At 63.9% G+C, this 24,692-nt stretch carries 19 protein-coding genes, 1 pseudogene and 1 other annotated feature; of the genes and pseudogenes, 12 read left to right on the top strand and 8 right to left on the bottom strand.

Annotated features, from left to right (window positions below):
* Window positions 1–50 precede the first annotated feature (50 nt).
* Window positions 51–938 (bottom strand): LysR family transcriptional regulator, encoded by an 888-nt coding sequence (locus Q0326_RS14995; protein WP_298691922.1) that lies wholly within the window; start codon window positions 936–938, stop codon window positions 51–53.
* 68 nt (window positions 939–1,006) lie between these two features.
* Window positions 1,007–1,774 carry an SDR family oxidoreductase gene (locus tag Q0326_RS15000; protein ID WP_298691924.1) on the bottom strand — a complete coding sequence of 256 codons (768 nt, stop codon included), beginning with the start codon at window positions 1,772–1,774 and terminating at the stop codon, window positions 1,007–1,009.
* A gap of 363 nt (window positions 1,775–2,137) precedes the next feature.
* Here Q0326_RS15000 and Q0326_RS15005 point away from each other — a divergent pair, with 363 nt between their 5' ends.
* Both Q0326_RS15005 and Q0326_RS15010 read left to right on the top strand, forming a co-directional pair.
* On the top strand, window positions 2,138–2,740 hold the full coding sequence (locus Q0326_RS15005) for an NADPH-dependent F420 reductase (protein ID WP_298691926.1): 603 nt from the start codon (window positions 2,138–2,140) through the stop codon (window positions 2,738–2,740).
* Window positions 2,737–3,117, top strand: coding sequence for a YciI family protein (locus Q0326_RS15010; protein ID WP_298691928.1), 381 nt, complete (start codon window positions 2,737–2,739; stop codon window positions 3,115–3,117). The genes Q0326_RS15005 and Q0326_RS15010 overlap by 4 nt, the downstream gene beginning before the upstream one ends.
* 19 nt (window positions 3,118–3,136) lie before the next feature.
* Here the strand turns inward: Q0326_RS15010 and Q0326_RS15015 are convergent, their stop codons facing one another.
* Window positions 3,137–4,012, bottom strand: coding sequence for a LysR substrate-binding domain-containing protein (locus tag Q0326_RS15015; RefSeq protein WP_298691930.1), 876 nt, complete (start codon window positions 4,010–4,012; stop codon window positions 3,137–3,139).
* Between the two features lie 78 nt (window positions 4,013–4,090).
* On the opposite strand from Q0326_RS15015, the gene Q0326_RS15020 reads away from it, so the two are divergent.
* From Q0326_RS15020 to Q0326_RS15035, 4 genes are all read left to right on the top strand, one after another.
* Entirely contained in the window at window positions 4,091–5,263 is a 1,173-nt protein-coding gene (locus Q0326_RS15020) for an epoxide hydrolase family protein (RefSeq protein WP_298691932.1), read from the top strand.
* Between the two features lie 11 nt (window positions 5,264–5,274).
* A complete protein-coding gene (locus Q0326_RS15025) occupies window positions 5,275–5,766 on the top strand; it encodes a cupin domain-containing protein (RefSeq protein WP_298691934.1) in 492 nt (163 codons plus the stop codon).
* Window positions 5,763–6,671 (top strand): NmrA family NAD(P)-binding protein, encoded by a 909-nt coding sequence (locus Q0326_RS15030; protein WP_298691936.1) that lies wholly within the window; start codon window positions 5,763–5,765, stop codon window positions 6,669–6,671. Before Q0326_RS15025 ends, Q0326_RS15030 begins: the two co-directional genes overlap by 4 nt.
* Window positions 6,672–7,548: 877 nt before the next feature.
* Entirely contained in the window at window positions 7,549–8,667 is a 1,119-nt protein-coding gene (locus Q0326_RS15035) for an alkene reductase (RefSeq protein ID WP_298691938.1), read from the top strand.
* Window positions 8,668–8,681: 14 nt separating this feature from the next.
* On the opposite strand, the gene Q0326_RS15040 is transcribed toward Q0326_RS15035, so the two are convergent.
* Window positions 8,682–9,596 (bottom strand): LysR family transcriptional regulator, encoded by a 915-nt coding sequence (locus Q0326_RS15040; protein WP_298691940.1) that lies wholly within the window; start codon window positions 9,594–9,596, stop codon window positions 8,682–8,684.
* Window positions 9,597–9,753: 157 nt separating this feature from the next.
* On the opposite strand from Q0326_RS15040, the gene Q0326_RS15045 reads away from it, so the two are divergent.
* Complete coding sequence (locus tag Q0326_RS15045) at window positions 9,754–10,848, top strand: Gfo/Idh/MocA family oxidoreductase (RefSeq protein ID WP_298691942.1); 1,095 nt, start codon at window positions 9,754–9,756, stop codon at window positions 10,846–10,848.
* Between the two features lie 110 nt (window positions 10,849–10,958).
* Here Q0326_RS15045 and Q0326_RS15050 read toward each other — a convergent pair whose 3' ends face one another.
* A complete protein-coding gene (locus Q0326_RS15050) occupies window positions 10,959–11,336 on the bottom strand; it encodes a DUF427 domain-containing protein (protein ID WP_298691944.1) in 378 nt (125 codons plus the stop codon).
* Window positions 11,337–11,461: 125 nt separating this feature from the next.
* On the bottom strand, window positions 11,462–12,208 hold the full coding sequence (locus Q0326_RS15055) for an SDR family oxidoreductase (RefSeq protein ID WP_298691946.1): 747 nt from the start codon (window positions 12,206–12,208) through the stop codon (window positions 11,462–11,464).
* Window positions 12,209–12,350: 142 nt separating this feature from the next.
* Here Q0326_RS15055 and Q0326_RS15060 point away from each other — a divergent pair, with 142 nt between their 5' ends.
* Window positions 12,351–13,241 carry a LysR family transcriptional regulator gene (locus Q0326_RS15060; RefSeq protein ID WP_298691948.1) on the top strand — a complete coding sequence of 297 codons (891 nt, stop codon included), beginning with the start codon at window positions 12,351–12,353 and terminating at the stop codon, window positions 13,239–13,241.
* Window positions 13,242–13,626: 385 nt separating this feature from the next.
* Here the strand turns inward: Q0326_RS15060 and Q0326_RS15065 are convergent, their stop codons facing one another.
* Together Q0326_RS15065 and Q0326_RS15070 are read right to left on the bottom strand one after the other, a co-directional pair.
* A complete protein-coding gene (locus Q0326_RS15065) occupies window positions 13,627–14,583 on the bottom strand; it encodes a cupin-like domain-containing protein (RefSeq protein WP_298691951.1) in 957 nt (318 codons plus the stop codon).
* Between the two features lie 112 nt (window positions 14,584–14,695).
* Complete coding sequence (locus Q0326_RS15070; RefSeq protein ID WP_298691953.1) at window positions 14,696–17,119, bottom strand: hypothetical protein; 2,424 nt, start codon at window positions 17,117–17,119, stop codon at window positions 14,696–14,698.
* Window positions 17,120–17,509: 390 nt separating this feature from the next.
* Between Q0326_RS15070 and Q0326_RS15075 the strand changes: the two genes are divergently transcribed.
* The 4 genes and pseudogenes from Q0326_RS15075 to Q0326_RS15090 all read left to right on the top strand — a co-directional run.
* Window positions 17,510–20,113: a TonB-dependent receptor gene (locus Q0326_RS15075; protein ID WP_298691956.1), complete on the top strand. Its 2,604-nt coding sequence runs from the start codon at window positions 17,510–17,512 to the stop codon at window positions 20,111–20,113.
* 75 nt (window positions 20,114–20,188) lie between these two features.
* A complete protein-coding gene (locus Q0326_RS15080) occupies window positions 20,189–22,213 on the top strand; it encodes a hypothetical protein (RefSeq protein ID WP_298691958.1) in 2,025 nt (674 codons plus the stop codon).
* Between the two features lie 31 nt (window positions 22,214–22,244).
* Window positions 22,245–23,720 carry a tryptophan halogenase family protein gene (locus Q0326_RS15085; protein ID WP_298691960.1) on the top strand — a complete coding sequence of 492 codons (1,476 nt, stop codon included), beginning with the start codon at window positions 22,245–22,247 and terminating at the stop codon, window positions 23,718–23,720.
* 56 nt (window positions 23,721–23,776) lie between these two features.
* Window positions 23,777–24,255: pseudogene (locus Q0326_RS15090) on the top strand (hypothetical protein); the annotation flags it as partial.
* Window positions 24,133–24,249: a sequence feature (AL1L pseudoknot), on the top strand. (Overlaps the previous pseudogene by 117 nt.)
* Window positions 24,256–24,692: the final 437 nt, after the last annotated feature.

Here is a 24,692-nt window from a genome sequence, read left to right on the forward strand (position 1 = left end):
CTGTCAAGCTAACCCACTGATACCACTCACCTTGGTTTCGGATCAGACACTCAGACCAGTCGACCAGCGAGAATTGGACCGTGCTCGGCGAGCCTGCGAGACGCGAACTTCGTAAACAGGCGGACACGCTTGGTCTCTCGCGTTTCCCCCTGTGTCAGCAGCCACAACCTCCCGTACAGGTGCGTCTCGGATCCAGGGACCCTGGCCAGAAGCGGGTCGGCATCTCCGACGAAGCAGGGGAGCGTCGTGATGCCGACACCCTGCCTGACGGCTTCGATCTGAGCGAAGGCATCGGTGGTCTTGAACAAGCCATCCGCGACCTCAATCTCACCCGACGACGCCCATTCGGGCACGCCGTGACTACTCCGCACGATCCACCGGATCTGATCCGCGCCTTCCGACCGGGGAGAAGACAGGAGGGCTCGAGACACATAGACAGCTCCAGCCAGCTCCGGCCCTTCGAGGCCGTGTAGGTTGGCGGGCAGAGTATTGCGATCGTAGACAACACGGATTGCAACATCGGCCTCCCTGTTTGTCAGATTAACCGGGTCATCGATCGACAGCAGCTCGATCTCCAGCCCGGGATGAAGGCGACCGAACGCGGCGATGTCGGGCATAAGGAGATGAGCCGCGAGAAGCGGCGCGAGCGTCACGCGCAGGCTGCCGTTGACGCCCCGATCGCGACCGAAGACGCGCGTCTCAAGACGGTTCAACGATGTCTCCATCTCCTGCGCAAATTCGAGGATCTCTTCTCCGGTGTGGGTCAGGCGATACCCTGTTGGCAGCTTTTCGAACATCCGCGCACCGAGCCTTTGCTCCAGTTGCGCGACGCGCCGCGAGACGGTCGAGTGGTTGACCCGCAGCCTTTCCGCCGCAGCCCGAACCGATCCGTCGCGGGCAACGGCAAGGAAGTAGCGAACATCATCCCAATCCAGCATCGCGCGACCCTGCACCGCAGTGCTCGCGATCTACAAGCGCTGCCGTATCGCTGGCACTGCCGCGACGATCAGGCTTGGGCGCCGAAGGCAGCGCCCCGCTCGTCGGGTAGCAATCGACCCAACGGCTGGCCGCCACTCGTGTCCATGATCGTCCCTGTCGAGTAGCGATTGACCGCGGCGAAGAACATGGCCTCGGCGATGTCCTCCGGGCCCGCGACATATCCAACCGGAAGCATTTTTGCTCCTTCCTCGTACATCGCTGCCTCGGCTTCTGCTGGCATGCCAAGCTTGCTCCAGAACTCGGTCCTGGCGAGCCCGCTGGCAACGCAGTTGATCCGGAGCGGCGCGAGTTCCATCGCCAGTGAGCCGAGCATTCCGTGCAGAGCACCGGTCGTGGCTCCATAGCTTCCCAAGCCGGGCAAGGCAGTTCGCCCCGCCGATCCAGTCAACCAGGTCACGGACTCCCCAACGTGCCCCAGCGCCGCGCGGAGCGTCCGGGTGTAATAGAAGAACTTGCCGTCCAACGCCTGCTGGAAAATCTCGTCAGTCAATTGAACGAAAGGGAGCGCCAGCGCCTGGAGACCGAGCGTCACCAGCAGATAATCGAAATTACCGGTCTCGGCGAACAAACGGTTGAGGTCGGTTTCGCTTCCCGGATCTACCTGCATAGCGGACCCGAGCGGCCCGAGAGAGGCTGCGCGATCGCGTGCCCGTTCCAGCTTCCGCCCGGTGATGATCGTCTGCGCGCCAGCGCCGACAAGCAGCTTCGCGGTTGCGAGACCAATGTCTCCCGTGCCGCCGATCACGACCGCTTTCTTGCCGCTGAGATCCTGCATAGGTTCGTTCCATTCTGGACATCATGGGGTGACGAGCCGGATGGCATCAGCCGACACCGCTCCGTTGTGAACGCGTGGCCTACGGTACTTCGAGCGGCTGTCACATTCGGGATTACGGCACAGGGGTCGTGCGAAAATCGGGTAACTCATCGATGCGGATCGCACTTTGTTACTCAAGTTCGTGCCTCTGAACGTCGTACCCCGGATCGTTCTCGCACCACAGCTGTGCGGAGATCGCCACTCGATGCTCCCGGCTGAATCCCTACCTGATCGTGATGTTGCCGTCGGACCGATCAATCAAAGTCGGGCCGAGGGTAAATGGGAGGTGCCTGGACCAGGTGCCATCGCGAGGAGGGTTGCGGCATGAAGCATGCGATAATCGGGTTTGGCAGTGTCGGCCAGGCGCTGGCACGTGCGTTCGCACGAAAGGGACTTGAGGTCGCCGTGGCAACCGCGAAGGCGCCCAATACTCTGGCGTCAGCCGCGGCGGCGATCGGGCCAACGGTGATTCCGAAATCTCTGACGGAAGCGCTCGAGGCCGATGTGGTTCTGCTCGCGGTGCCCTATTGGTCACACCGAGATGTCGCGAAAGCTACGCCGACCTGGCACGATAAAATCGTCATCGATATCACCAACGCCTTCAACGTGGCTGTGGACGATCTGGAAGGTCTGCCCTCCTCGGCTGTGATTGCCAGGGCGCTGCCCGGTGCGAAGCTCGTGAAAGCATTCAATCACCTCCCTGCGAAGACGCTCGGTGCCGACCCGGACGTCGGGGGTGGACGACGGGTGGTGTTCGTTTCGAGCGACGACGAAAGCGCCGCCGGCGAGGTCGCCGCGCTAGCCAAGGAATTGGGGTTCGCTCCGATCAATCTAGGGCCGCTCGCCGAGGGCGGGACGCTTGTTCAGGCGCGAGGAAGCAGCTGGGCACCGCTGATTTTCCAGGACCTCTTGAAACGAGACGTATGATCGCCGGTCCTTCTTATTCATCGATGGGCGAAACTATGTCTTTTTTCATTGTTACCATGACGCATCCTGATGGCGAGGCCTGGAGAACGCATCTGGCTGCTCATGTCGAATACCTTAATCTGCTCGTCGCCGATGGCACTCTCAAAGCGTCAGGACCTCTCAAGAGAATTTCAAAGCGCTCTGACTTCCTTATCTTCTTAGCCAAGGATGAGGGGGATGTGCGCGCTCTGGTCGACAAGGATCCGTTCGGGATTGAGGGCCTGATAGAGACGCTATCGATTATCGAGTGGGACCCGTTGTTTGGGCAATTCGCAAATGAATCCTCGGGCCAGCTTGCCGGCCAACCAGTTACAGCGTTTGGGCGGGCGGTTTCCTAGACTGGCCGGCAATAGGCCGTCACCGGGCGGTAAGATGCGCGGTCAAGGCGTCGATGAAGACACGGACCTTGGCGGACAGACCTTGGTGGCTGGGGTAAACGGCATGGATGTCGACTGGAGGCCGTCGCCATCCCGGCAACAGATGGACCAGTGAGCCGGCTTCCAAGCTGGCGCTGGCAAGATAGTCCGGCAGGCAACCGATGCCCGCGCCGCCAGCGACAACGACTTTCTGCGCGCCGGCATCCGGAATGATGATGCGTCCGCTCACCTCGATCGTCCGCTCTGCGTCCTCCTTATGAAAGGTCCACCGCGACGTCGTCTCCCGCGTGACGAGGTCGTGGTCCACAAGCTCCGACAAGTCCGTAGGAGCGCCCCTGCGCGCCAGATATTCCGGACTCGCGACGAGCAGCAGGGCGATCGGCGGCAACCGCTTCGCGATCAATGCCGAGTCCGGAAGAGCACCGATGCGGACGACGAGATCGACACCCTCCTGCACCATGTCGATCGTACGCGGATCGGTACCAAGTTCGATGCGCAGATCCGCGTGACGTTCGGCCAGCACCGGCAGCATGGGCGCGATCAACTCCTGCGCGAAGGATGCCGTCGTGTTGACGCGTAGCAAGCCGCGCGCCTCGCCGACGATGCCGTCCAGCTGCGCGCGGGCTTCGCGGAGATCATGGACCACACGCTGAGCGTAGGGGCGCAGCAACGTTCCGGCGTCCGTGAGCCGAAACAGACGCGTTGATCGCTCGAACAGCGCGACGCCCGCGTCCGTCTCTATCCGCGCCAAGGCGCGGCTGACCGAGGATTTGGGCATGCGCAGCATCCGTGACGATGCCGACAGGCTGCCGCTGCCGGCGAGATGCAGAAAGATCTCGAGGTCGCCCTGATCCATTGTTCCGAAATCCGGTACGCAGCGTGCCGTGTCAATCACCTTATCTCTAGGATCGGCACGCTCCATGTTGTTCAAACAATGATGGAGGACGCTATGACCGACTTGATTCAGCCTTTTCGCATTGCTGTGCCCCAAGCCGAACTCGACGATCTACGCACCCGGCTGTCGCTGACGCGTTGGCCCGACGAAGAGACGGTGGATGACACCGCCCAAGGCCCGCAGCTGGTCAAACTCAAGGCGCTGATCGGCTATTGGGTCGATGGCTACGACTGGAGAAAGTGCGAGGCGCTCCTGAACGGCTGGGACCAGCATAAGACCGAAATCGACGGCCTTGGCATCCATTTCCTGCATATCCGCTCGCCCCGGTCCGATGCGCTTGCGCTTCTGCTGCTGCACGGCTGGCCAGGCTCGGTGCTCGAGTTCCGCAAGCTGATCGGTCCGCTCACTGACCCGGCCGCACATGGTTCGGCGGAGGCTCCCGCGTTTCATCTCGTCATTCCGTCGATGCCGGGATACGGTTTCTCCGACAAGCCGACCGCGACCGGATGGGACATGCCGCGGATCGCACGCGCTTATGTCGCGCTGATGGACCGGCTCGGTTATCGGTCCTGGGGCGTCCAGGGCGGCGACTTCGGTGCCGGCGTCACGGACGAGATCGCAGCGATGGCGCCTGCCGGCCTCGTCGGCATGCACAGCAACTTCGCGATGTTCATGCCCACGCCGGATGAGATGAAGCAGGCGACGCCCGACGAGCAGGCGATGCTCAAGAGTGCCGGTCGCTTCTGGGACATTCTTTCGGGATACGCCAAGCTGCAGGGCACCCGTCCGCAGACGATCGGCTACGCGCTGGCGGATTCTCCCGTTGCGCAGGCGGCCTGGATTTACGCCATGTTCCAGGACACCTGTGGCACGCCGGGCAACGCCGAAGCCAGCTTCACGCTTGATGAGATGCTGGACGACATCATGCTCTACTGGCTGACCAACAGCGGCGCTTCGTCGGCGCGGCTGTACTGGGAGCTCGTCCGGACCAAATGGTCGTCCGCCGCGAAGCCCGAAAAGCCGATCGCCGTGCCGGCGGGCTTCAGCATGTTCGCTGGCGAAGCGGTCCGGAAATCGCGGCGCTGGATCGCAGCGCGCTACTCGAATCTCAGTCACTTCGCCGAACATGCCGAAGGCGGCCACTTTGCGGCGCTTGAACGGCCCGACGCGATGATCGCAGACATCCGCGCGACCTTCGTCAACCTGCTCTGAGAGGAGGCATCATGACATTTCCCTTTGCCGATCCGATGCCCGGATATCTGCGCGGTCGCGACGACGCACCAGCCTACTGGCAGATGGGCATCTTATGGATCATGCTCGCCACCGCAGAGGATACAGGTGGCCAGTTCACCCTGATGGAGCAGCTGATGGCGCCTGGGCCGCAGCCCCCGCCGCATCTGCACGAGGCCCAGCGTGAGGGCTTCTACCTCCTCGAAGGACACTGTCGCTTTATCGTCGACGATCGTCAGATCGACGCGGGACCGGGCGATTTCCTAACCGTACCAGAAATGACCTGGCATGCGTTCGAGACGCTGACCGAAGTGCGACTTCTGAACTGCTACACGCCCGCCGGCTTTGAGCGGATCATCATCGAGGCGGGAGTCCCGGCAACGAGCCGGACCCTCCCGCCGGCCGACCTGCCTCCGCCCGACACTGCGCTAATCCGACGACTGACGCGCGAGATAGGCATGCGAACGAGGGACGACGTATCATGACCGAACAAGCATCGATCATCGCGCTTGCGGGCGCCGGCGGCGATCTCGGAGGCCGCATCGCCACCGCGCTCGTGCGGAGGGGAGCAAAAGTACGTGCGCTGGTCCGCCCGAACCTCTCGCCGCAGGAAGCGGCACGGATCGAAAAGCTCGGAGCCACACTGGTTGCTGCGGATCCGAATGACGTCCGGGCGCTTGCCAATGCCTGCGCCGGTGCCGAATGTGTCGTCTCGGCGCTAAGCGGTCTGCGCGCCGTGCTCATCGACCGCCAGTCGATCCTGCTCGACGCCGCGGCAGCGGCGGACGTGCCGCGCTTTATTCCATCCGACTTCTCCGAGGACTTCACGACGACGCCCCCCGGCGGCAACCGAAATCTCGATCTGCGACGGGAATTTATGGCCCGCGCGGACCAGACGCCCTTGCAGGTAACCTCGATCCTCAATGGGGCGTTCATGGACATGCTCGGCGCCGAGATGCCGCTGATCCAGAAGCGTATTCATCGCGTGTTATATTGGCGTAGTGCAGATCAGCCCCTCGACTTTACCACCAAGGACGATGTCGCCGCCTACACCGCCGCGGCGGCTCTCGATGCCGGCGCACCGCGTATCCTCCGCATAGCTGGCGATACGGTCTCGGTCCGCGAGATTGCTAGCGTAATGACCGACCTAACCGGCGAGCCTTTCAAGCCGCTCGGCGCAGGGGGCATTGGCACGCTCAGCATGATGATTCGCTTGACCCAGTTGCTGGCGCCGCAGCGGCGGGAGACCTTTCCGCCCTGGCAGGGCATGCAATATATGCGTGACATGTTCAGTGGTGCAGGCAAGCTGCATCCGATCGATAATCGGCGCTATCCGGATCTGCGTTGGACGAGCGTAAGGGAACATCTTGCGTGTCGTAAATTTGGGTAATTCAAGCTCGGCGACGCGATCCAGACTTCGACCGTCACCGTCCACAATATCCCAAGCGGCAACCCATGCTAGGTTACCGGCGGAGCGCAAGCCTCTCACAGATCGCTCGACGCCTTTGCGGCTGTCCTTGGCGATAACGGAGGCCATAGAAAATATTACACTGTAAAGCGGTTTATCGAGACTCTCCTCTCGCCCTTCTACCAAAAGCATTCGGCGCCGAGAGCCGATGAGGTCTCGCCTTATGTCATCGTCCAGAGAGACTCCCGGTTCGAGTAATCGGTTTTCCACAATCGAGCTGAGGAATGCTGATAAATCGACGATCGTACTAGCAGCACTCATGCACTTTCGTTATATAAAGGGATGTCAAGACCGTGGGTAGCGATCACAAACGGTCTGAAACAAGAACGGCAACGATTCTGTTTCTATTCCCGCAACTTGCCCGTCCGCAAACGGTCACAAGCAGACATCCAGGGATGCGCTGAAAGTGTTCACAGTTCGATTGCCATGCCCTCTTGCGAAATCCATCCATAGCTTCCTGCGTTTTAAAGGGATTACAAGCTCGGGTCTCCAAACATACCTCGCGAGAGCCCCGCATTGTCGCCGTCTGTGAAAGCTCGGCGCTGCCCGGAGCGCCGTCTCGCCAGCAGCGTACGCCGCCTGCAATCGTCAAACTTTCATAGTAAACACCGCTATGCCTTCTTTCATGTCGTTTCGCTGGTCTCGACGCGTTGGGATAGGGTGCCCGCACCACGTCGGCATTGCGGACGCGGCGTTCCGCGGTCAGCGGAAAGCGTCCCCGATTATCGAACGCCATGCTGCGGCTTATCTCATTGTTCGCGACGGACGGAGATCCTCGTTCCGCCCGATGGAGATTGTCATGTCGAAGCTCTTCTCATCCGTTCAGATCGGTGCGGTTCCGCTCAAGCACCGCGTCGTCATGGCGCCGCTCACGCGGTCGCGGTCCGAGCAGCCGGGCGCGGTCCCCGGCGACCTCATGGTCGAATATTATACCCAGCGCGCCTCCGACGGCGGCCTCATTATTTCGGAGGCGACGCCGGTCTCGCGGGCGGCGCGCGGCTGGTTCGGTGCGCCCGGCCTGTATAGCGACGCGCAGGTGGCGGGCTGGAAGCGCGTCACGGCGGCCGTCCACGCCAAGGGCGGGCGCATGTTCGCGCAGCTCTGGTATACCGGCCGCGCGTCGCACGTGTCGGTGACGGAGGGCGTGCAGCCCGTCTCGTCGTCGGTAAACCCCGGCTATTGGGAAGACCCAACCCATCTGACCTCAACGCCATCGGGCTGGGTGCAGCCGTCGCCGCATCGCGCGCTGGAGACCGACGAGATCGCCGGGATCGTCGAGGACTATCGCCGTGCCGCCGAACGCGCCAGGGCGGCCGGGTTCGACGGTGTCGAGCTGCACGGCGCCAATGGCTATCTGATCGACCAGTTCCTGCAGGACGGCGTCAACCACCGTACCGACCGCTATGGCGGCTCGATCGAGAACCGCGCCCGCCTGCTGCTCGAGATCGTCGAAGCCGTGGCCTCGGTGTTCGGCGGTGACCGCGTCGCGGTGCGGATCGGCCCCAACGGGCGCTGGAACGGCATGTCCGACAGCAACCCGGCGGCTCTGTTCGACTATGTCGTCGAGCAGCTCAACCGTTTCGGTCTCGCCTATCTCCACATCATCGAGCCGCGCGTGAAGGGCAATGTCGTCGTTGACGAGGGCCAAGCGCCGATCGCGGCGGAACATCTGCGCACGATCTTCAAAGGTCCGATCATGGCGGCCGGCGGGTTCGAGCCGGATACGGCGCAAGCGATCGTCGAGAAGGGATCGGCGGATCTCGTCGCCTTCGGACGGCATTTCGTGTCCAACCCCGATCTGCCCAGGCGGATCGAACAGGGGCTTCCGCTCGCGGATTATGATCGGGACAGCTTCTACACCTTCGATGCGAAGGGCTATACCGACTATCCGGCCTACGGCCAGGCGGCAGCGGCCTGAATGCGGTGGGCGGCTCAGTTCGAGCCGCCCGTTCCCTCGTCCCCGCCCACAAACAGGTGGCGCGCCATATAATCGACCAGCGCCTTCACCTTGGGCGCGCGCTGCCGCCCCGACGGCCAGAGGATCTGGAACACGCCGACCTGCGCAGTGAAGCGGTCGAGCGTGGTGGCGATCAGGCCCTGATCGACCTTGCGGCGGACGGTGAACAGCGGGACGTAGGCGAGTCCGAGCCCGCGTTCGACCATGTCGATCAAGGGCTCCATCGTATTCGCCGTCGCGGTCACCGGCAGATTGAGTTCGAGATCCGCGCCGTCGCGGCTGAGCGCCCAGCGCTCGAGCTTGCCGGTCATCGTCCAGCGGTGGTGCAGGCAGGCGTGGCTCAGCAGATCCTCGGGCGCCGACGGCGTGCCGCGCCGCGCGAGATAGTCGGGCGATCCGACGATGACGTAGGAATAATTGCCCAGCGTCCGCGTCATCAGCTGCGAGTCGGTCGCGCTGCCGGTGCGCATCACCGCATCGAACCCCTCCTCGATCACGTCGACCAGCCGATCGGAGAAATCGAGATCGAGCTCGATCTCGGGATAGGCCTCGGCGAACCCGCCGATCGCGGGCATCAGCAGCATCCCGATCAGCGGGAGACTGATCTTGAGCCGCCCGCGCGGCGCTCCCGCATTCTCCGCCAGCTCGAGCTCGGCCGCCTCGACTTCGCCGAGGATGCGCTGGCAGCGCGCGAGGAACAATTCGCCTTCGGGCGTCAGCGCGATGCTCCGCGTGCTGCGGTGGAACAGGCGGACGCCGAGCCGCTCCTCGAGCCGCGCGATCGCCTTGCCGACGGCAGACGAGGAGATGCCCAGCTTGCGTCCCGCGACGGTGAAGCTGCGCGTCTCGGCCGCCTCGACGAAGGTGTTGAGCGCCGTGAACCTGTCCATCGTGTCGATCCTCCGCAGTCGCACCGTCATCTACCGCTTTCTGGACGGCGGTGTCCGCAATGTTCGGAGCCGTCCCCGGATTATTCGCGCGGCGCTTCGGGGGTACATCCAGGCTCGGATGGGACGCAGGACCGCTCCCCAGCGAGGACATCGGATCATGGACATCATTCGCGTCGGCATCATCGGCGTCGGCAATTGGGCACGGCACGGCCATCTGCGCGTGCTCGATCTTCTGCCGCAGTATCGGGTGGTCGCGGTGCAGGCGCGGCGGCGCGAGGCGGCGGAGGCGGCCGCCGCCGAGTTCGCGATCGAACATGTCGTCGGTAGCGTCGAAGAGCTGGTCGCGCTGCCCGACGTCGATCTGGTGCTGGTGCTCAACACCGCGCCCCAGCATGCCGAGACGGTGCGCGCGGCGATCGCGGCGCGGAAGCACGTCTATTGCGAATGGCCGCTGACGGTGACCAGCGCGATCGCCGAGGAACTGGCGGGACTGGCGCGGGACGCGGGCGTGCGCCACGTCGTCGGCCTGCAGCGACGGCTCGCGCCGCACAACCGCTATCTGCGCGACCTGATCGCGGAGGGCTATGTCGGCACGCTGCGCTCGGTACGGATGCACGTCAGCATGAACTACTTCCAGGCGCGGCGCAGCCCGGCGCTGCGCTGGACGGTGCCGCCGGAGAATTTCTCCAGCGTCGTCGCGATCTATGCCGGCCATTTTCTCGACATGCTGTTCGCCGCGGTCGGCCGGCCGACCAGCCTGTCGGCGTTGATGGTCAACCAATTCCCGGTCGTGACGATTGCGGGCACGGGAGAGACGATCGCCACGACGACGCCCGACCAGCTCGTAATGTCCGCGCGGCTCGCGGGTGACGCGGTGCTCTCGGTGCATATCGAGGGCGGCAAGCGAAACGGATCGGGCGTGCAGATCGACGTCACCGGCACCGCCGGCGACCTGCGGATAACAAATGCCTCGGCGTTCGGCGATGTCGGCGACGATTATGTCATCGAAGGTGCGCATGGCGACAACCTGCTGCTCGAGCGGCTTGCGATCCCCGCCTCCTACGACTGGCTGCCCGAATCCGGACTGCCATCCGCCGTTCTCGAACTTGCCAATCTCTACGTCGTATTAGCGCGCGATGGCGTCGACGGCACGCAGGAAGCGCCAAGCTTCGACGACGCGGTTTGGCTGCATCACCTGTTCGATCGGATCGCGCAGTCTTCGCGTGAGGGAGAGCGGCAGACCGTGGAATGAAGCGGTATCGGGGCGGCCCGCTTCCCCGATACGTCGCGACGAGCTCCTAACGGCAACCCCGGCACTGTGCGGCCACGTGTGGCTGTGCCGTCGGCGCGTGGCCGAAACCGTCACTCCGCGATTTCGGTGATCTCGGCGCGGTCGGGGTAGAATGCGAGGTGATCCTTGATCATCGCCACGGCATCGAACGGCGCTTCATAGGTCCACACCGCGTTGACGGCCTGTTCGCCGCCGCCGGGAAGGTCGTAATAGGCGCAATCCCCCTTGAACGGGCAGTAGGTGGCGTGCTCGCTGCGGATCAGCTGGTCCATCCGGACGTCGGCACGGGGGATGTAGAGCACCGCCGGATATCGGGCCTCGCGCAGCGTAAGGGCCTCGCGCGTGTCTGCGAGCACTCGGCCGTCGAGCCGAACCACCACGCGAGACGGGTTGCGCTCGATCGTGATCGGATGATCGGGACCGGGAACCTTGATGGGCTTGTCTGGCATGATCTTGGTCCTCGGAGTGGAAGCGAAAGGCGTCCGCGAATTTGGGGGTGCGCGGGGAGAATATTCAACCGATCGACGGATCGGGCAATCGATGCGGGCGCACGGTCGGCGCCAGCCCTGAAGTGTCAGCCGGCCGACTTGCCGCCATCGACGTTCATGATGTGGCCGGTGACGAACGAGGCTTCGTCGGAGGCGACGAACAGGATTGCGCGCGCGACCTCGTCAGGCTGGCCGATACGCTTCTGCGGGTTTAGCGTCGCCAGATAGGCCTTGCCGTCCGCGCCGCCGGTGAAGCGGTCGAGCATGCCCGTGTCGATCGGGCCGGGTGCGATGGCATTGACCCGCACACCATAAGCGCCGGCCTCGAGCGCGACCGACTTGGTCAGACCCTCGACGGCATGCTTGCTCGCGGCATAGATCGAGGCGCCGGCACCGCCTTCGTGCCCGAAGGTCGAGGAGATGTTGATGATGCTGCCGCTGCCTTGCGCCTGCATCACGCGCAGCTCGTGCTTCATGCTGAGGATCGTGCCGAGCACGTTGGTGTCGAACGTCGCGGCATAGCTCTCGGCGGTCTGATCGGTCGCCGGCCCGGGCTTGCCTTCGGTGCCCGCCGCATTGATCGCGATGTCGAGGCGACCGAAGCGAGCGACGGTCTGATCGACGAGGTTGCGCACATCGTCTTCATGACGGACATCAGCGCGGACGAACTCTGCCTCGGCACCGGCTGCGCGCAATTCGGCAACCAATCCGGCACCGGCATCGTCATGACGGCCCGAGACGACGAGGCGGGCACCCTTCTGCGCATATGCAATCGCGGTGGCGCGGGCGATGCCGGTCAGGGCGCCGGTGATGAGAACGACGGGCGTGGACATTGGAAATACCTTTCGAGACGATCTTCCATGCCTGATGGATGGAAGAGCCGGCCGGACATCCGGTCGCTGAAGACCAGATACGCATCGCTGGCGCCGTCGAAAAAGACCTTGTAGGCCCCTCTCCATACTTTCGAGGTATGGAATGATGGAACTCCGGCACCTTCGCTACTTCATCGCCGTCGCCGAGGAGGGCAGCCTGACCGTCGCCGCGGAGAAGCGGCTGCACACCGCGCAGCCGTCGCTCAGCCGACAGATCCGCGATCTCGAGATGGAACTCGGGTGCGATCTGATGACGCGCAGCGTGCGCGGCATCGAGTTGACGGCGGCGGGGCGCGTCTTCCTCGATCATGCCCGGATCATTCTGCTGCAGATCGAGGCCGCCGCCGAATCCGCCAGGCGCGCCGCACAGCCCGCCAAGACGTCCTTCGCTCTAGGCTTCCTGACCGGCTACGAATTCGAATGGCTGACACCGGTGATGACGCTGATGCGTGATCAGCTGCCCGACACCGAAGTGGTGATCCACAGCCTGTCGTCACCCGATCTCGCCGCCGGGCTGATGCGCGGCAGGATCGATCTCGCCTTTCTAAGACCCGAGCGCAACATGCCCGGCCTGATCTTCACGCGGCTTCGCGAAGAACCGCTGATCGTGCTCATGCCCGCCGACCACCGTCTCGCCGCGCGCAGCACGATCCGCGCGCAGGACATCGATGCCGAGCAACTCGTCGGCGTGCCGATGGGCAAGTCGCCGGTCCTGCGGACCGTCACCGACGCCTATGCCAAGCGACTGGGGATCGATCTTGCGCCTGACTATGAAGTCGATAATCTCTCCATGGCGATGTCGCTCGTCGCCTCGACCGGCGGGATCGCGTTGATGCCGCTTTACGCCCGCAATCTGTTGCCATCGACCGTCATCAGCCGTCCGCTCGATGGGGCACCACCGACGATCGACCTGTCGCTAGGCTACAACGAAGCGAACACCTCGCCGTTGCTCAAGACCTTGGTGTCGAAGATCGGCGAGATGAAGTTCTCCTAGAATCGCCGAAAGCCCGATCTTTACCATTCGGACCATCGCGGCGCGCGGTGGTCCTGACCGCTCACGACCGGAATCATTCGTTCACAATCGCGACGGTGAAGGTCCGGTTATTCTGAAAGCCGCCAATCGAGTTAATAAAATTGGACGTCGGCATGAGCCAATTCTTATTTCTCTCTTCGCTCGCTGGTCGCGTTTCCGTCCCCGGTCAGCGTCATATTCATTTTGAAAGACGAGCTCGGAACCGACCTGCTGCCGTGGCGATCGCACTGCTCGAAAGCCCGATAACATGCGGAGGCAACCGCCCGCTGATCTCGAACTGGTCAGGCGTTACACGGAAAGAAGCACGGTTAGGCTAGCGGGATGGCCGGGTTGACCGACCCACCGGCTATCGGGAAAGCAATTGCCCGATCTGGCGGCGAAGGCGCGTCTTGGCGTCAGCGCTAATCGTGCCCTGCAATCCCCGTCGAGCAACCGGCACATGCTCCGCAGGCGGCCCGTCGGCGTGGAAGACGAAGTGGGAGAACATCGCCGACCAAGCGTCGCGCTGCTCGCGCGGGAGGCCCTCGAATGCAAGCAACGCGTGCATCATAGCGTCGAATGGTCCGAGCCCCGGCTGCGGCGGTGGTGTCTCGGTCCACCAATAGTTGACCAGGATGCTGATCGGGTCGAGCGAACGGACGTGGTGCCACCACATATAGGGAATGTAGAGCGCGTCGCCGGGTTCCAGCTCGGCCGTCTGCGCAGCGGCAAGTGCGTCGGCAAAACGCGGGAAGCGCGCAAAATCGGGGGCTTCCGGGTCGGCAAGGCTTATCGGCGTGCCCGCCGGCGTGAATTCGAAAGGTCCGATATAGAGATTTCCGACCTGTTCGGGTGGGAACAGCGTGAAGCGGCGGCGTCCGGCCATGGCGACCGCGATGTTGCTGTTCAAATCGTGATGTGTGGCAACTGCTACTCTGTTGCCGATCCATATGCGCGGTGCGGCGGTGGGTGCGAGGGGCATCGGATTGGCTTCGGAAAACCCGGGCAGCACGGTATCGACGGGTATCGCCTGCGCGGCGAACGCACTCGGTGAGTCCTCGGCCGCGGCGATCTCGAGCCGATCGAGGACCGCGGTGACGCTGGTCGTCCGGCTCTCGAAGTTAAGCCGGCTCATGTCGGGGACATAGCCGAAACGACCGCCCACGTCGGGCGGTGCTACGATCACGGACTGTTGCTGACCGTTGTCGAGCGTCCGCAGATAGGCAGCGGGATCGTCCGCTTGCACCGCAGGCCAGCGCGCTGCCAGACCTCGTAAAAGCGCTGGCATGCCAGCCGGAACGATCTCGTCGCGCAGGATGGCCAAGTCGACGTCTCGCCACTCGCGAACGGAAAGGTGGTCCGGGAACATAGGCAACGACATCCGCCCGAGGTCGCACTCAGCTCCGCATGGGTCAAGTGTGCGACCGATATGTTGGTTAGTCGACCGCGGATGGGGACTTGGGCCTGATGTCGACGATGATCGAAAATCGCTCGTAATCCGGCGCCCTAGTCGGCGAGGCGACGATGTCAGCCGACGTTAGGCGGTATTTCCCGAGGGTAGTCTGCGCCAGGATTCCCCCCGATCGAACCGCCAGAGCGGAATCGGTGGCGAGTTCCATCGTCGCGGGATGGCCGGCGACCGCCCAACCCTCGACTGTCAGGGACTTGCCCGAAAGCCTCGCATTGCTGATGATCGGAAGATGGCTGCTCGCGCCGATCTCAAGGGTGGCGCGGACCGGCGCAAGGGCGATACCGCCGCGATAGCCAATATGTGCCACCGTCCGCCCCGTGTCGGCGGCGAAGTGGAGCGAGGCATGCTCGTCCTGCGCATGATGCTCGGCCAACACCGCGGTCGGATGCCCCGCGACGGTGGCGCCATCTATCGAAGCGCCGAGCGGGATCATGGGATCGAAAGTGATGGCGACGGCGTGCCCGGAATTGTCGATCACTATGTCGATGCCCTCGGGCGTGCGATGCAGCGACAGGTCGAGCTGGCTGTCTCCGATGCGAACGCGGCGAACGGTGACGTCGTCCATTCCCGACGGAAGATGCGGCGCGATTGTCAGGCGGCGTCTCGCCGCCTGTGTTTCCAGTCCGAGCAGGCCATGTACGGCTGACGACAGCAGACCGGCCGACGACCAGGTCTGTTCGGGCACTGCCTCGCGCTCGAGATGATAAAGGTCGCCGGCCAACACCTCCGGGAGATGGCCGGCGCTGTCGAGCGTGTTCCAGTCGACCAGCGCGCGCCAGATCCGCCATGCGGTCAGCGGACGATGTTGCTGCCAGAAGGTCTCGGCCGCAGCCGTGCTGCCCAGTGCCCAGACACTGCCAGCCGAATAGAGGTTGGGATCATAGCTCGGATCGCTTGCCGCCATGCTGCGGACGCCCCAGTCCGCGAGGAAATCAGGCGATGCGATGCGATCGAGCACCTGGTCCACTCGATCGGGGGGAAAGATGCCTTGATCCAACACGCCGATCGCATCGGCTCGCTGACTCGGCACGGACGCACCCGAAAGGGTATGGCCGGATACCCAAAAATGGCGCGCCGCATCCCAGCCGCCATCGGCGATTGCCGTGCGAGCACGCGATGCGGCACGGCGAGCGCCGTCGGCCTCAGCCCGATGGCCGTTAGTTTCGGCAAGCGCCGCGAAGCCGTCCGCTGCATCGACCCACAGCGCGGACAGGCGGATGTCGTCGCGCAACTTGTCCTGCTCATTCTGCCCCTGCTTTCCCGCAGGAATGTGCGGCAAGCCGCTGCGTGCGTCGATCACTGAGGTGCAATAGGCCCATGCCTTGGCGATCGCCGGCCAGTTGGCGTGCGCGAAGCCGGTGTCGCCGGTCGCCGCGACATAGTGGCTTAGCGCGGCGAGATATTGGAAGGTGATGTCGACATGAACATACATATAGGGGTAGCGCCCAACCCAATCGACGAGGCCGGCGCTCTGCGACATCTCGTGCCAGATCATTCCCGTCTTGTGGTCCTGATAGCGCGTGACGAAGGCCATCTCGTCGTGGGCTCGCTCGAATTGTCCGGCATCGAGCATCGCTTCCATCGCGATCATTCCGTCGCCCGCGAAGAACCACGCATATTGGGGACGACGACCGGGACGGGATGGGCCGAAGCCGGCGAGCTCACCGCAGCCGAGATCTACGTTGCAAGCCCACGCCTGATCGAGCGCAAGCGTTGCCGATGCGAGAGCGCGGTTCACGCCAGGATCGGATGTTACGATCTCCGTCGACCGGGCGAGCACGTCGGCAGCATGCGCGTTCGCATCGGCGCGCGCCGCCTGCTCGGACGAACGCAGAGCGGCTGCCCCGTCGGCCTCTAATGCCGGATCGCGTGCGATCGCGATCGTCGCTATCCGAACCCCGTTGGCGGGGCCGGCAGGCTTGAGCACCAGCGCGAGCCGATCCGTGTCGGCCTGCGTGCGATTGGCGATCCCGTCATGGTCGACGGCCTGCAGCGACGAGATCGTTGCGCTGAATTGATGGAGCGGCTCACGCTCGACATAACCGCTGCGCACATCGTCCCACGCCACCGTCTGCCCGCCCAACGCCGCCGGCCACATCAGATCGAGCGATGGCACGAAGCTCGCCTCTATCCGCACGTCGGGTCGCCCCTCGACCTCATAGCGCAGCACCGCGCCGGCCTGCATACGCGGTACGAACAGACGTTCGCGCACGGTGAAATCGGCGCCGACATACGTCCGCACGACCTCGCTCGCCGTCCGCTCGACACGGCGCAGCAGAGGCGCGGCGTCGATCGCATCGACGGTCCCCGGCACCCGAAAATGAAGGCGATAGTCGCGGATCAACAGGAGCGGGTAGGCCCAGACCTCAAGCCCCCTGGGATAGCCCATGACTGCCCCCCGCTCGCCTTTTTGCGCAACAAAGCCTGCAATATTCTGATCGTAGACAGGGGGTGCGGCATCCGCGGACATCGCGGCACAGATTCCGATCGCGGCACCGGTCCAGAGCGCCTTCACCCGTCGCGGAACCTTCATACGCGCCATCCTCTTGTTCTTGCAGTCATTATGTCGAAACGAAGCGCAACTGCTCAGACAAGATGCCAGCGTTGACGACAAAAAGCGTTGCAGTCGAGCGACAGCTTGGAGGCGATAGCGTGGGAGGTGCTTGATTGCGTTGTAGCGACTCGAGAGAGGCGCTAGCGGGACACATCAGTAAGAGGGTGCTCAAGACCCCCACGGCGTCTTTGTAAGGGGAGGTTTGATATCCGTTCGACTTTGAAGATGATGCTGCTTGCCGGCAGCGCAAGCCTGGCTGCCGGGCCCGCGATGGCGCAAACGGCGACCTCCGCCCCGCGCGGCGATACCCCGCCTGCCAGCAATCCGCCTGCGGATGCCCAGCCGACGAACGCGCCGGGTGCGCAGCCACCTGCAGCCGACACCACGTCCCTCCAGGAGATCGTCGTTACCGGCAACACGTCGGGCAAGCGCACCCTTTTCAACTCCTCGTCCGACGTGACGCTCGCAAGCTCGGCGGACATCTTGCGCAAGGCGCCGCGCTCGACCGCCGATGTCCTCGAACTTGTTCCGGGTATCTTCGTCCAAGGGACCGCCGGCCCCGTTTCGAACAATTATTCCGTTCGCGGTCTGGGCGGCGGCGGGCAGGCCTTCATCACGCTGGAAGAAGACGGCATGCCGATCATCTACCAGGGTGGCGGCGCCGACGAGTATTTCCAGAACGACATCACGATCAACCGCGTCGAGGCGGTCGAGGGCGGCACCTCGGGCATCCTCGCGCCCAACGGTGCCGGCGCGACGATCAACTTCATCTCGTTGAAGCCCAATTTCGACAAGCCCGAAGCCTCGGTGCGCTTCACCGGCACCACCTACGGCGATTATCGCGCAGACGGCTATTTCTCGTCGCCGATCACGGACAGCCTGGCGTTCAACGTCGGCGGCTATGTCGACAGCACGCACGGCGTGCGCGACAATCCGTTCACCTATAACACCTACCATGTGAAGGCGATGCTGGAGAAGCGTTTCGACGATGGCGGCTTCGTCCGCCTGACGGTGAAGCGCGGCGACGAGCATGATCCCTATTATGCCGACATGCCCTTCCAGGTCGCATCGAACGGCAGCATCGACTCGATTCCTGGCCTCAACCTCAAGACCGACGACGTCGGCGGCCGCGCCTTCGGCAGCATCAACGTGCCCGACAGCTGCGCGACCGGTAATTGCCTGCGTAATTTCAGTCTGTCGAACGGCCTGCACATCAAGACGCAGGAGTATCGTATCGATGTCGAGAAGCCGATCACCGACAATCTGAGCGGCTTCATCCGGGCGCGCTACCTGAAGGCCTCGTTCAATTTCAACGGCATTTTCCCCGGCAGCACCGGCAATACGCCTTTCTCAGCCGCCACCTATCTCGACCCGAACAGCGCCGCCAACCCGGTAGCAGCCCTCGAACAACGGGGGCTTGCCGCTTTCCCCGGTACCACTCAGTTCGGCATTCGCGACACGCAAGGCGGCGCGATCATCCCGGCGTCGAATACCGCAGCACTTGCGGCGCTCAACGGCAACGGCCTGCTCCAGGAGACTGTGCTCAACCACGCACTCACCAAGCGACAGGATTTCGGCTCCGATTTCGGCTTGAAGTGGAATCAGACGGCCGGCGTGTTCGACAACTCGCTGACCGTCGGCGGAATGGTCTATCGCACCCACCAATATAATGATCAGTCGGGCGTCACCACCGTCGTGAATGGCGTCAGCAACAATTCGCACATCTACGACATCGTCGCTCTCAATGGCGCGGGCGAGACGATCGGTCAGCTGACCAACAATGGCATGGTGAGCTACGGAAATTGGGGTCAGGGCGTGTTCAAGGAGGACATCACCTCGCTGAACGGCTATTTCAACGATGAGTTGAAGATCGGGAGCAAGCTGCATATCGACTTTGGCGCACGCTATGAAAACCATCATGACGACATCCACGTCGGCAATGCCTATGCGACCGATCCGACGGTGCCGGCTGGCACGGCGGGCATCATCACGGATTTGGGGCCGAGCTTCAACGGAAGTTACAGCAGCTATTCCAAGACCTTCCATGACTGGGCCTATACCGCTGGCGTCAACTATGCGCTGCTGAGCAACATCTCGCTCTACGCGCGCTATGCGCGCGGCTTCCAGACCAACGGCGCCGGCACCGGTACCGTCAGCGCCACCGGCATGGGCACGGCCACGTTCAACAAGCCATCCGATCTGACATTATACGAAGGCGGCATCCGCGGACAGGCGCACGGCTTTTCCGGCTCGATCGTGGCGTTCCGCACGCTGTTCAACAACCAGAGCTATTCGTTCAACGATCCGAACGATCCGACCCAGACCGTCAACGCGCTGGCGAACGACAAGATCTGGGGCGTCCAGCTCGATGCAAGCTGGAAGCCGGTGCGCTTCTTCAGCCTCGACGTGTCCGGCGTCTATCAGCAGCCCAAGCTGACCGGTCTACAATTCGCGGGGACTGCGCACCCCGAGTATAACGGCAACGTCACCGCGCAGACTCCCAAGAAGCTGGTCACCGTCACGCCCTCATTTATCTTGCCGGGCGGGCTGGGCGAAATCTACGGTCGTTGGAAGTATATCGGCAAGATCTTCGCCGACGCCGGCAACGGCGTGTCCCTACCGAGCTACAGCGTGTTCACGGTGGGCGCGAGCTTCAACGTCGGCGAGCGTTTCAACGTCGGTGTCAGCGTCGACAACCTTACCAATGCGAAGGGCTTCACCGAGGGCAATCCGCGGCAGGGCCAGACCCAGTCAATCGTCAACGGCTATTTCTACGGCCGCGCCATCGTCGGTCGCAACGCCTTGGTATCGGGTACGATCAAGCTCTAGAATAGCCGTTCGGGAGCAGGCGGTCGGCGGACCGGCTGCTCTTTCCCTACCTTTTCGAGTCCCGGAGCAATGCGTATGCCCACCCATCGCACGACCGGGGCGTTGGCAGCGCTCGCCTGTCTGACGCTCACCGCCGCGGGAGGGACGGGCAACTTCACGCGGACGGAGGGGCTCAACCTCAACAGCTTCGTGCGGCAGGGGCCGGTATCGGCACATATCGTGCTGCGCTCCGGCATCGAGCCGCGCATCATCGTTGCCTTTCCGGCCGGCAACAGCGGCACCGGCCTATGGTTCGAGCCGCTCGCTCAACCGGCCGACTGGAAGATGGAGGGCGTGCCCGTCCCGATCTCTCAGACCGACGCCATGGGGCGGTCGCTCCACGGCACACGTTTCATCGCAACGGTCCATTCGCCGCGTCTCGTCGCGAGGCAGGCGGTGCTGTCCAGTGTCCGCGTGTTGCGTGACTACCAAGCGCTCGGCACGGCGCCGCGCGAGGTGCTGACCGCAGCTTCCGCGTCCGGCGCCACCCTTTCCTGGCAACGCGACCGCCTCGACGGTGCGCCGGGCTATCGTATGTCGCTGCGCGTCGTGCACGGCACACTCAAGGGCAAGGAGATCGAGGCGCTGGACGGCCAGATCACGCTGGAGGTGACGGCGCTCACTGGCGAAACGCCGCTGGTTCCGGTATCGGGCACCGCCCTGCTCGACGCCAACGCCAATCCGGACGCGCAGGTGCGAGAGGCGCTAAGCTTCCTCAGCTACCGCGAGAAATATCTCGCGGGCTCGTGGCGCTTCGATACCTATTTCGGACGCGACACGCTGATGTCGGTGCGGCTGCTGATGCCGGCACTGCAGCCGGCGGCGGTGGAGACAGGGCTGCGATCGGTGCTCGAACGGCTTTCGCCCAAGGGCGAAGTCGCACATGAGGAAGATATTGGCGAATTCGCTATCCTCGATCATCGCAAGACCGACGGCAGCAATTCCGCCGATCCCGTCTACGACTATAAGATGATCGACAGCGACTTCCTGCTCGCGCCGGTGGCGCGGGCATGGCTGGTCGACGATGCGCGCGCCACGCCCCGCGCGACGGCCTTTCTCGCCGAGCGCATGGGCGACGGTCGCGTTGGCGATCGGCTGATGCGCAATTTGCGTCTGGTCGCGGCCCAGGCAGCGCCGTTCGCGCAGGCGCCGACGGTGGCGCACCTGATCTCGTTGAAGCCGGGTGTCCCGGTTGGCGAATGGCGCGACAGCAACGATGGGCTGGGCGGCGGGCGGATGCCCTACGACGTCAACGCCATACTGGTGCCGGCCGCATTGGAAGCCGGCGCCGCACTCGCCCGGGCCGGGCTTCTCGCTCCTTATGCGACCCCTGCCGATCAAGCGATGCTGGCATCGCTGGACCGCGCAGCGGCGATCTGGCGCGACAAGGCCCCCGGCCTCTTCGCGGTGAGTGTTCCCGCCAACCAGGCGCGCGCCGCCATCCGGCGCTATGCTGCCAAAGTCGGTGTCCCCGCCGACGCGGCGCTCGCCGCCGTCGGGGACAGGCCCGTCGGCTTTCATGCTTTGTCGCTTAACGCAGACGGCACGCCGGTGCCTGTACAGAACAGCGACGAGGGCTTTGCGCTGCTGTTCGGCCACCCGACCCCCGATCAGCTTGATCTCGCGGCGCAGACGATCAGCCGCCCGTTCCCGGCGGGACTGCGCACCGGCGCGGGAATGCTGGTCGCCAACCCGGCGTTCGCAGCGCCCGCGGTGCAGGCCAAGTTCGGATCCAACGCCTATCACGGCACGGTCATCTGGTCGTGGCAGCAGGCGCTTGCCGCCGCCGGTCTGGCCCGCCAGCTGGCGCGGACCGACCTCTCGCTCGACCTGCGCCACCGGCTAGGCACGGCGCAAGCCTGTCTTTGGGACGGCATCGAGGCGACGCGAAGCGTGCAGGGTTCCGAGCTCTGGTCGTGGCGACACGCTGGCGAACATTATGAGGTCGTCGCGTTCGGCGCGAACGGCGGCGATGCCGACGAATCCAACGCAGCCCAGCTGTGGAGCACCGTCTATCTCGCGCTGCGCCGACCGGCGTCGCAGGATCGCTGCCCCGCTTGACCGCGCGACGCCCGGGCTTAGGAATCTGGGGATGAGCGACCAGGGCATCCGCGACATCGTCATCCTCGGCGGGGGTACCGCAGGCTGGATGACCGCCGCCGCGCTGTCGCGCGCGATGCCGGGGTCCGGCCGCCGGATCACGCTGGTCGAATCCGACGACATCGGTACTGTCGGTGTCGGCGAGGCGACAATCCCGACGATCCATTGGTTCAACCAGATCGTCGGCTTCGACGAGCGGCAATTCATGGCCGAAACCAAGGCGACGTATAAGCTCGGCATCGAATTCCAGGGCTGGAACGGCCATGGGACGGCCTATCTTCATCCCTTCGGTACATATGGGCCGCCGGGCGACGGGGTGATGTTCCTCCACCGCCTGATCCGCGCACGGATCGAGGGGATGGACGCCCCGACCGAGCAATTTTCGCTGACCGCGCAGGCCGCGCGCGCGCGTCGTTTTGCTCACCCTGTGCCCGATCGCCGTTCGCTGCTCTCGACATTGGGCTATGCCTTCCACTTCGACGCCGGCCTGTACGCCGGCTATTTGCGCAAGCTGGCGGAGGCGGCCGGCGTGCGTCGGATCGAGGGCAAGGTGGCCAGGATCGATCGGGACGCCGAAAACGGCCTCGTCGCCGCGCTCACCACCGAAGGCGGCGAGACTGTCGCCGGGGACTTCTTCGTCGATTGCTCGGGCTTCGGCGGCCTGCTCATCGAAGGCGAGATGCAGGCCGGCTTCGAGGATTGGAGCGAATGGCTTCCCTGCGACCGTGCCTGGGCCGTGCCGACCCCGCGCGAGGCGACGCCGACCCCCTATACACGCGCGATTGCGATGGAAGCGGGCTGGCGCTGGCGCATCCCGCTGCAGCACCGCACCGGCAACGGCTATGTCTTCTCCAGCCGCTATCAGGACGAGCAGACGGCGCGCGAGGCCCTGCTCGCGGCGCTGGGCGAGGAGCCTCTGGCCGAACCGCGGCTGCTGCGCTTTCGACCCGGACGGCGCCGAAGGAGTTGGGCGGGCAACGTCGTCGCGATCGGGCTGTCGAGCGGATTTCTGGAGCCGCTCGAATCGACCAGCATCCACCTGATCCAGAGCGGCATCGCCAAGCTGCTCGCGCTTTTTCCGCGGCACGGCCGTGATACGTTGGTCGCCGAACAGTTCAACCGTATTTTCGCGCAGGAAATGCTCGACGTCCGGGACTTCCTGATCATGCACTACAAGCTGACCACGGGTCGCACCGATCCGATGTGGCAATATTGCCAGACGATGACGGTTCCGGAAAGCCTAGCCTACCGGTTCGAGCAGTTTCTCGCCTCGGGCCGGATCATGCTGTCGAGCGACGAATTGTTTCGAGACGCCAGTTGGTTCGCCGTGATGGACGGCCAAGGACTGCGCCCGCGCGACTATAATCCCATGGTCGACACTGCAACGATCAAGGATACCATCCATCACCTTGAGCAGGTGCGTGGCGCGATCTCGGAATCCGTTACGAAATTGCCTTTCATTGCTTAGAGAATCCAGGCGATGGCGCCGTATCTGGCAGAGACATCGCAAGCCCTAACGCTAGACTGAACCGCGACGGGTTTGCCGGACGCTCCAACTCCAGAGAAGGGGGAGCCTGTCAGAGTAAGGCGACGAGCAAGTTTGCGCCGGATGTCCGCGAGCGCGGTGCGGATGGTATTCGACCACGAGCGGGATCACCCGTCCCGATGGGCGGCGGTAGTTTCGATCTCGGAGAAGATCGGCTGCGTTCCGCAGACGCTTCATGAGTAGGGGAAGAAGGCGGAGGTCGACAGCGGCAAGCGGGCGGGCGTCCCGACCGAGCTTGCTGGCAAGGTGAAGGCGTTGGAGCGTGAGGTCCGCAAACTGCGACAGGCCGAGGAGATCCTGCGCAAGCCTGTCCTGAGCCTGCCGAAGGGACATCGGCATATCGTGCGCAGGCGGCGCTCGACCGACCGTTCCGGCGAGGATCGCCTTCGTTGACGATCACCGCGATGCTTATGGGGTCGAGCCGATCTGCCGCGTTCTGCCGATCGCCCCATCCACCATCGCGAGCGCGGCGCGCAGCGATAGGACCCGACGCGCCTGTCGACAATCGGATCATTGGCGTGCTGCGAGAGTATTGGCAGCCGTGAAGCTCGCGTTCAACGGTGTCGCTGTGTGCACGCGCTCAGGCTGGACGACCGAGTCTACGCACGCCGACTGACATGATCGCAAATCGTAATCTCGACAATATGACGGGCACGATCAATCGCTGAGCGTGCCATGCGTTGTATCGCCGATTGCGGATTCACACGTACTGAACAGGCGCGGACAAGCCGGTAGAGTATCACGCGCGGTCTATGCCGTTAACGTTCAGGTGTGCGCGGTCGCCTGCTGGGCGGGGGCCGTTGCCGTGCCAGTGGGTGCGGTGTGCGGGCTGGTCGGCGCCGGCGGATGCGCGGCGCCGCCGGGCTCGGCATGCTGCGCCGGCAAGGGCGGCAC

Source organism: uncultured Sphingomonas sp. (genome assembly GCF_937859915.1).
Taxonomy (GTDB): Bacteria; Pseudomonadota; Alphaproteobacteria; order Sphingomonadales; family Sphingomonadaceae; genus Solisphingomonas.

Excerpts from the sequence above, each read along its gene's own strand:
- Q0326_RS15045 (WP_298691942.1), top strand. The coding sequence starts at position 9,754 with ATGGACATCATTCGCGTCGGCATCATCGGCGTCGGCAATTGGGCACGG.
- Q0326_RS15025 (WP_298691934.1), top strand. The coding sequence starts at position 5,275 with ATGACATTTCCCTTTGCCGATCCGATGCCCGGATATCTGCGCGGTCGC.
- Q0326_RS15080 (WP_298691958.1), top strand. The coding sequence starts at position 20,189 with ATGCCCACCCATCGCACGACCGGGGCGTTGGCAGCGCTCGCCTGTCTG.
- Q0326_RS15040 (WP_298691940.1), bottom strand. The coding sequence starts at position 9,596 with ATGGACAGGTTCACGGCGCTCAACACCTTCGTCGAGGCGGCCGAGACG.
- Q0326_RS15020 (WP_298691932.1), top strand. The coding sequence starts at position 4,091 with ATGATGGAGGACGCTATGACCGACTTGATTCAGCCTTTTCGCATTGCT.
- Q0326_RS15075 (WP_298691956.1), top strand. The coding sequence starts at position 17,510 with ATGATGCTGCTTGCCGGCAGCGCAAGCCTGGCTGCCGGGCCCGCGATG.
- Q0326_RS14995 (WP_298691922.1), bottom strand. The coding sequence starts at position 938 with ATGCTGGATTGGGATGATGTTCGCTACTTCCTTGCCGTTGCCCGCGAC.
- Q0326_RS15050 (WP_298691944.1), bottom strand. The coding sequence starts at position 11,336 with ATGCCAGACAAGCCCATCAAGGTTCCCGGTCCCGATCATCCGATCACG.
- Q0326_RS15055 (WP_298691946.1), bottom strand. The coding sequence starts at position 12,208 with ATGTCCACGCCCGTCGTTCTCATCACCGGCGCCCTGACCGGCATCGCC.
- Q0326_RS15070 (WP_298691953.1), bottom strand. The coding sequence starts at position 17,119 with ATGGGCTATCCCAGGGGGCTTGAGGTCTGGGCCTACCCGCTCCTGTTG.
- Q0326_RS15015 (WP_298691930.1), bottom strand. The coding sequence starts at position 4,012 with ATGGATCAGGGCGACCTCGAGATCTTTCTGCATCTCGCCGGCAGCGGC.
- Q0326_RS15085 (WP_298691960.1), top strand. The coding sequence starts at position 22,245 with ATGAGCGACCAGGGCATCCGCGACATCGTCATCCTCGGCGGGGGTACC.
- Q0326_RS15010 (WP_298691928.1), top strand. The coding sequence starts at position 2,737 with ATGATCGCCGGTCCTTCTTATTCATCGATGGGCGAAACTATGTCTTTT.
- Q0326_RS15000 (WP_298691924.1), bottom strand. The coding sequence starts at position 1,774 with ATGCAGGATCTCAGCGGCAAGAAAGCGGTCGTGATCGGCGGCACGGGA.
- Q0326_RS15030 (WP_298691936.1), top strand. The coding sequence starts at position 5,763 with ATGACCGAACAAGCATCGATCATCGCGCTTGCGGGCGCCGGCGGCGAT.
- Q0326_RS15060 (WP_298691948.1), top strand. The coding sequence starts at position 12,351 with ATGATGGAACTCCGGCACCTTCGCTACTTCATCGCCGTCGCCGAGGAG.
- Q0326_RS15035 (WP_298691938.1), top strand. The coding sequence starts at position 7,549 with ATGTCGAAGCTCTTCTCATCCGTTCAGATCGGTGCGGTTCCGCTCAAG.
- Q0326_RS15005 (WP_298691926.1), top strand. The coding sequence starts at position 2,138 with ATGAAGCATGCGATAATCGGGTTTGGCAGTGTCGGCCAGGCGCTGGCA.